This window comes from Micromonospora sp. CB01531 (assembly GCF_001905095.1).
GTDB lineage: Bacteria > Actinomycetota > Actinomycetes > Mycobacteriales > Micromonosporaceae > Micromonospora.
Map to the genome: position 1 here is coordinate 23,606 of NZ_LWLS01000132.1, position 5,965 is coordinate 29,570.

A 5,965-nucleotide genomic window follows, 5' to 3' on the forward strand; every position below is an offset into this window, starting at 1 on the left:
CCGTATATGTGCAAACATTCTCGGCGCCGAGAGATGGTTCGGTAGAGACAGCGATAGGCAACCTGCGAGCTGTTGAAGATGCTCTAGAGCGGACATACAGCCTGCTGGAGGCCGGCCCGGCGCGGGGTGACCGCCAGCGGGTGGTGCCGTCTGCGTCGGCGCAGGGTTCTGGGCTGGTTGGTCGTGGGTCGGGTGCGGGGGATGGTCGTTCGTTGCCGGTGCCGCGTGAGGACTTGACGTCGTTGGCCGGTGCGCGCGGGGGCGTACCGGACGACGGACTGGCCTCGACTGCGGGGGATTCGAGCCGGCCGGAGGAGTCGCGGCAGGTAGCGCCTTCGGCGTCAGTTGACGAACCGCGAGGGGCGTCCGCGACCGGGGGTGTGTCGGCTATTCCGGGTCATGAGGGGACGACCGCGGCGGGCGCTTCGGCGTCGGAGGGGGGCCAGGAGCGGGACGGTAAGTGGCACCCGGCCCCGGACCCCTTGTCGCGGATGGAAGACGGGGTGTGGTGGGTGCGGCCGTCGCGGGAAGCACGTTTCCCGTGGCAGGCCCCGTGGCAGGGAGCCCATCCGTCGGTCTGGGTTGATTCGAATTTGGCGGCGGCCGCCAAGGCGATTCTTCGCGAGTTTTCCGACCTGGGTAGGCGAGCAGATGTTGTCTTCGTCAAGCTGGCATCTGGGGCCGACGCGGTAACCGCCATAGGCCGCCAGTGGAAGATACCCCGGTTGCTTTTCGAGATTTCGCGTTCGGTGGATTACAGTCGGCCGCTGGTGCTCGTGCCGATCGGGGCAAAGGAGCAAGATGCGAGGGTTTTCGGGGATCGAGTCCAGCGGGAGGTTGGTCGTCGGGCGTTCATAAACGACCCCGTCCGGCCGGCCGCCGGGTTGGTTGTTGAGACCGGCAATTGGGACGGCCGGTTCCGATATACAAGATACTATTCGCCTGCCGACGGCCGAACCTTCCGAAAGTTGAGTGACGCGCTCCCTCATGCACGGACGGTCGCGCCTATGTCCCAGTATGGGCTGATTGATGTGGAGGAGTTACGCCGGGCATTGGTGACGGGCGACCGGGTAGGGCTGGGAAACTGGTCGCCTCGTGTTTCTTTCCGTGACAGTGACGGTCCTGCACCGCCCTTGTACGCGTTGGCGATTTCCGGAACGGAGATGAAATGGGCTTCCGAGTTGCGGGTGCCGCTCGATGAGACACGGACAACGGAAGAGCTGTTAATTCGGGGCACGGTGTGGCGGCTGCCACAGGAGGGCGAGCCGGCGAGGATTATCCAAATTTTTCCCCAGGAAGACGGTGTCGCAGGGAAGAACCCGCCGGGTATCGTCGTCATAAACTTGCCGGCTACTGAGGCGGAGCCGGCGTCGTCTGTGATCCTTGTGACCAGGAACTTTGACAATGAGCACCTCAAACTGGGCTGGGTGACGCAGTACCGAAACGGCCTGCAAATAGTTACCCCACGTCCGGCGGAAGACTATTTTGCGCTGGAGAGTCTTCCCCGCAGCGACCGGCTCACCATCGAATTCGGCCGGCTCAATACCGAGGCAGATGGAGTTGGCCCGGCCGAAACGCGTATCTGGGTCGATGGTTGGAAGAACGCACACGAGTACCAGGATCTGTTGCCGCAGCGCCCCGCGGGTGCGGGCCGGCCCGTCGTCGTACTGCATGAGGTGGCCCGGGACTCCGCATTCGTTCACGAACTGAAGAAGCTCAAGGTGGTTGTTGTCACCCCCGCCACGATCGGTGTCCCACGCCCCGGGGAGAGCCGGTCCGCTCATATCCCTCGCCCCTGGCATGCGGAAAGGAGCGGGGCAGGGATCACGCAAGTCGGCGGTTTCTTCCGGCACGGTATCGTTACCGGAAGTCTTCAACACTTCCTTATCGCGTTGTTGGATGTCACGCACGAGGGTGAATGGACCGGGACGCGACGGGAGGCGTTGGAGATCCTGGCCTCAGCCCCATTGGCGCTGCATCCACGAGGGGTGTACGCCACAGCCCGGCAGGCATTTGAGCCGGATGAGCCGGGGCGGCCGTCGGGTCCGGCGGGTGAGCCGGATCCGCGCCCGGACGCGCCGGATCCGGACGAGCGAGGTGGTCAAACGGCTCCTGGCGGTCCCACGCCCGACGCGGATTGGGTGGAGCTGACGCTACCGTTCCACAGCCGTAATCGCAGAACCCAGGAGAAGTCGCTGAACCGGTGGCGCCTCCAGGGCGACGTCGGTGTCGTTCGGCTCGGTGGCATGGGGCCTGGCCGCCTTCTGGGCAGCACTGAAGTCCGGCTACCGAAGCGGTACGTCAGGTATGTCGAGGAGGGCGGTCAGACCTTGGCCGTCGTCGACCTGCGGAACCTTCGAGGGGAAATGACCCTCGTTGCGGGCCGTTGGCAGTTGAACGAGCAGCCACCCGGGTATTCCCAGGAGCCCCGCCTCGAGGGGCCACCCCCCATGTACGTGGGCTCCGCGCAGACGCCACGGCTGCCTTCGGCTGAGGTGGGGCCTTCATCTGAGGTGCGGCAGTTGTCGGCGGTTGAGTTGGCGGCTGTGGTGCGGGAGGAGGCGCGGAAGATTCTGGCCGCATTGTTGGAGACCACGCCCGGCTCGGAGCACGCGGCGGTGGCGCGGAGGCGTGCCCGGGTGGAGAGGTTCCTTTCCGAGGTGGAGCCTCTGCTGGTGCGGGCGCCTGCGGAGGTTTGTGTGCCGTTGGTGGCGGCCGGTTATGGGTTGCTGACTGATGGCCGGTTTACGAACAGGCCGGTTGATGATGGTCAGCTGGCGACGACTGATTTGTCGGCGGTGTTGGCCGCGCTTAACGGTGAGTTGACTGCGGTACGGGATGTTGACCTGGGTGCGTTGAAGAACCGGTTGCGGGACAGTCCTGGGGCGATGGTGTTGGTGTCGGAGGTTCCGCCCCGGGTGCGTGGGGGGCTTCCGGGGCTGCGGCACGCGTACTGGTTGTGGGTTGACGACGAGGGTGTGGTGCGGCGGTTGGATCCGCAGCGTCCTGGCAGCTTCGAGAACGACGCTAACGAGGACTGGGTCAGGCAGTTGGCCCATCCTGGTACGAGGATCGCGCTGTTCGACCCGGCGGAGCGGAAGTCATCCAGTCTGGACGACGTCCTACGGAACGAGCCGGTCGACGCTACGGCCGAGGCGCTCCTCGACCCGGACAACATCCTCCGCAAACACGGCGCGGTCGGCCCTGAGGTGGAAGGTCCCTGGATTGTTAAACTGCCGCCCGAGATAGCCAAACTGGTGGCCCCCGGTGAGGTTTTGGCCACAGCGCCCGGCTGGAAGCTAGTGCTTGACCAGCGGCGATATTGGCTGGGGAGCGACGGCCGGCTGCACGATCCCTCCGATCTCTCCGATGATCTCTACGGGGATCCGGAGCCTGTCGGTGCGGAAGAGGTGATTCTGTGGATTGTGGAGAAGGTCTCGGAACCGATCGCCTCATCGGAGGACGATGAAGGACGACAGAGTAAGGACGAGTGGCGCCGGTCATTCCTGGAGGTAAGGGAACAGCTGGACACGGCTCCGTTGTGGAACCAGAACGATGCGGAAAACCCGAGCAAGGGAGCGCGCCTTACTGGCATGTTCCGCGGCACGCGTGGCTATAAGGTCACCGAAGTCGGCCGCCATGCGCGAATCTTCTCTGCCCCGTCTGGCCAGAATCGGTTCTATTGGCAATTCACTATCGGAGTGGAGTTGGCCGCCACAGAGAGATTTCTTGAGCATCTCTTGGGGCTAACTCCGGATGGCGCTAAGCGGGACCGTCTCGCCGACGCTCTGGCATTCGCTGACGATGTGAGTTTGCACTTTATGGAGTGGTTCCTGGCTCAGGAAGGGACTGCACAGGAGATTTCACCTGCCACCCTAAAGTTGCTCGCCAGCTCCGTCAAATACGTTACGGAACTCCGCAGCTACGCGGCTGCCTTCTACACACAGGTTGTGGCACTACTCGATTACTCTATCAAAGGCCAAGGTCTGCTTAAGAACCAGGTGACTGCGGCGATGCGGAATCCGTTTTCCGTGGTAAGGCAGGAGTTGTCCCCCGCGATGGGGGAGTGGCTCGACAACAATTCATCAAGTGTTGAAGAATTGCTGGTTAGCCGAAATCTTCGCCGGAATCCTGACCGGATCCCGATGGCGCGTGAGAAGGATATTCTCGCGATCGCCCTCAAAGGTGAGGACTATACTGTTCGGCAATACATTGAAAATGCGGTAAAGGAGACTCCTGGGCGGTGGCTCACTCAATTCGAAGCGCTTGGGGTAAATAAAGACTATTCTAATAGAGATTTCCAAAACCTGGACACGAACGATGGTAGGTATAGGAGGCCCAAGGCTCTGTGGGAGGTGCGAAACCATGTCGAAGCGCGTTTCACCGACCCGGAAGAAATGTTCGACGAGGTCGACGAGATAATTGCAAAGAGTCAGTCGCTGGACGAGGAGGCTGAGTTTCTCGACAGGTTGGCCGCGAACCATGCGGATGCGCCGGCGATGCTCAGACTAATCTTGCAGGATCCGCTGGTGCGCTCCGCTTTGCCAATGCTCGATTCGGTCCAGGCCGTGCAACGTGCGTCGGAGGAGCTGTCACTCCTCAGTGAGAAGGACTACGAGGAGATCGTGCAACAACTGGGGCTGCTCTCGCTCCTCGCTGGCGTGGATCAACCAGGGTGGCTAAGAAGCCTCGGCACTTTCAAGCAGCGTCTGCTGACGATTGAGGAGAAGCTGGCGGAGTTTGGGCGTTCACCTTCGTCGCCGGATGACGGCTCGGTGGCGACGGCGATAAGCGACGTGCGGGCTGCCGTGCAGTCGATCGACGATGCGCTGCACAAGCCCATGCCGTTGCCCCCAGCAGCGCAGCCACCGACTACGCCCGGGGCGCAGCTGTCGACGACGTCGGTCACGCAGCCGTCAACGACGCCGTACGACCGGCCGCGGCCGTTGCCGGTCCCCGGGATTACGACGGACGGTGTATTGCCGGATTCTTCTGTTACTGGGCCAGGTAGCCCCGATGTGTACAGCCTGATGCTCCAGGTCCGCAGTGTGCTACGTGCCAAATGGAATAATGGCGAGATAGCGCGTCCGCCCGAGTTTACGGCGGATGACGTGAGCAAGGCGTTCCAGCAATTGCGGGCACGCGCGGGCGCGGCGCCGAACGAGTTGGCGTCCGACATCGCTGACATCCTGGCGGCGAAGTCACCGGACGAGCGGCACGAGCGGCACTCCCTCGATGTCGAGCCGGGGGCCACGACCCTCACCAGCGATCACCAAGTTGCCGTGAGGAGGCTGGCGCGTCGTACCGCGCGGGTGGCTGTCCAACGCAGGGGTGCGGGACTGCCGCTACCTAAGGTGACCTTCGTTGGCCTCCGCGCCCCGCGGAAGACCGTGAGTGAGATGTTCCGGAGGGAACTCGCCCAGGCGCTGCAGCGGTACCAGGGACCGCCGCTGTCGAGCGCGTTGCCAATCGCGGTCGGTGACATCGACATCTCAGTTAAGACCCTGATGCGTCGGGATCGGCCCGTTGTCATTCAGGTCGATATGGATCCGGCTACGTCGACCCCGCTACCAGGCGACTCGACCCGTGCGTTCCGCCGTGTCGTTGCGGCGATAACCAGGGCGCTGCGCGGGAGGATGCCGCACGCCGAGCCGGTTGCGTTGCAGATCGTGGTGACCCGGTCGGTTGCCGTAGTAACGGATCCGCCCGTGGCGGCCCAACACGCTGCCGCTGCCGCGGCCCAGCTGGGAGTTGTCTCGTCCCCGGCCGCTGCCGGCCGCGTCGGGCAGCAGCAAAGCTCCGGAACGATCGGCCGCGAGTCGAATTCGGCCCCAAGTTCTGGTTCGTCGTCTCAGGATGGTCGGCTGCGTCCGCCGGGTTCGGTGGCTGGTGGTGCGGTGGTTGCTGGGGCGAGTCGGGTCGGGAGAGATCGGCTGCCGCAGGTGCCGCAGGCCTATCTCGCTTT

The 5,965-nt window shown here is 63.6% G+C and carries 1 pseudogene; it reads left to right on the top strand.

What is annotated here, in order from left to right:
• Positions 1 to 1,007: 1,007 nt before the first annotated feature.
• Positions 1,008 to 5,965, top strand: a pseudogene (locus tag A6A27_RS39560) (hypothetical protein); the annotation flags it as partial.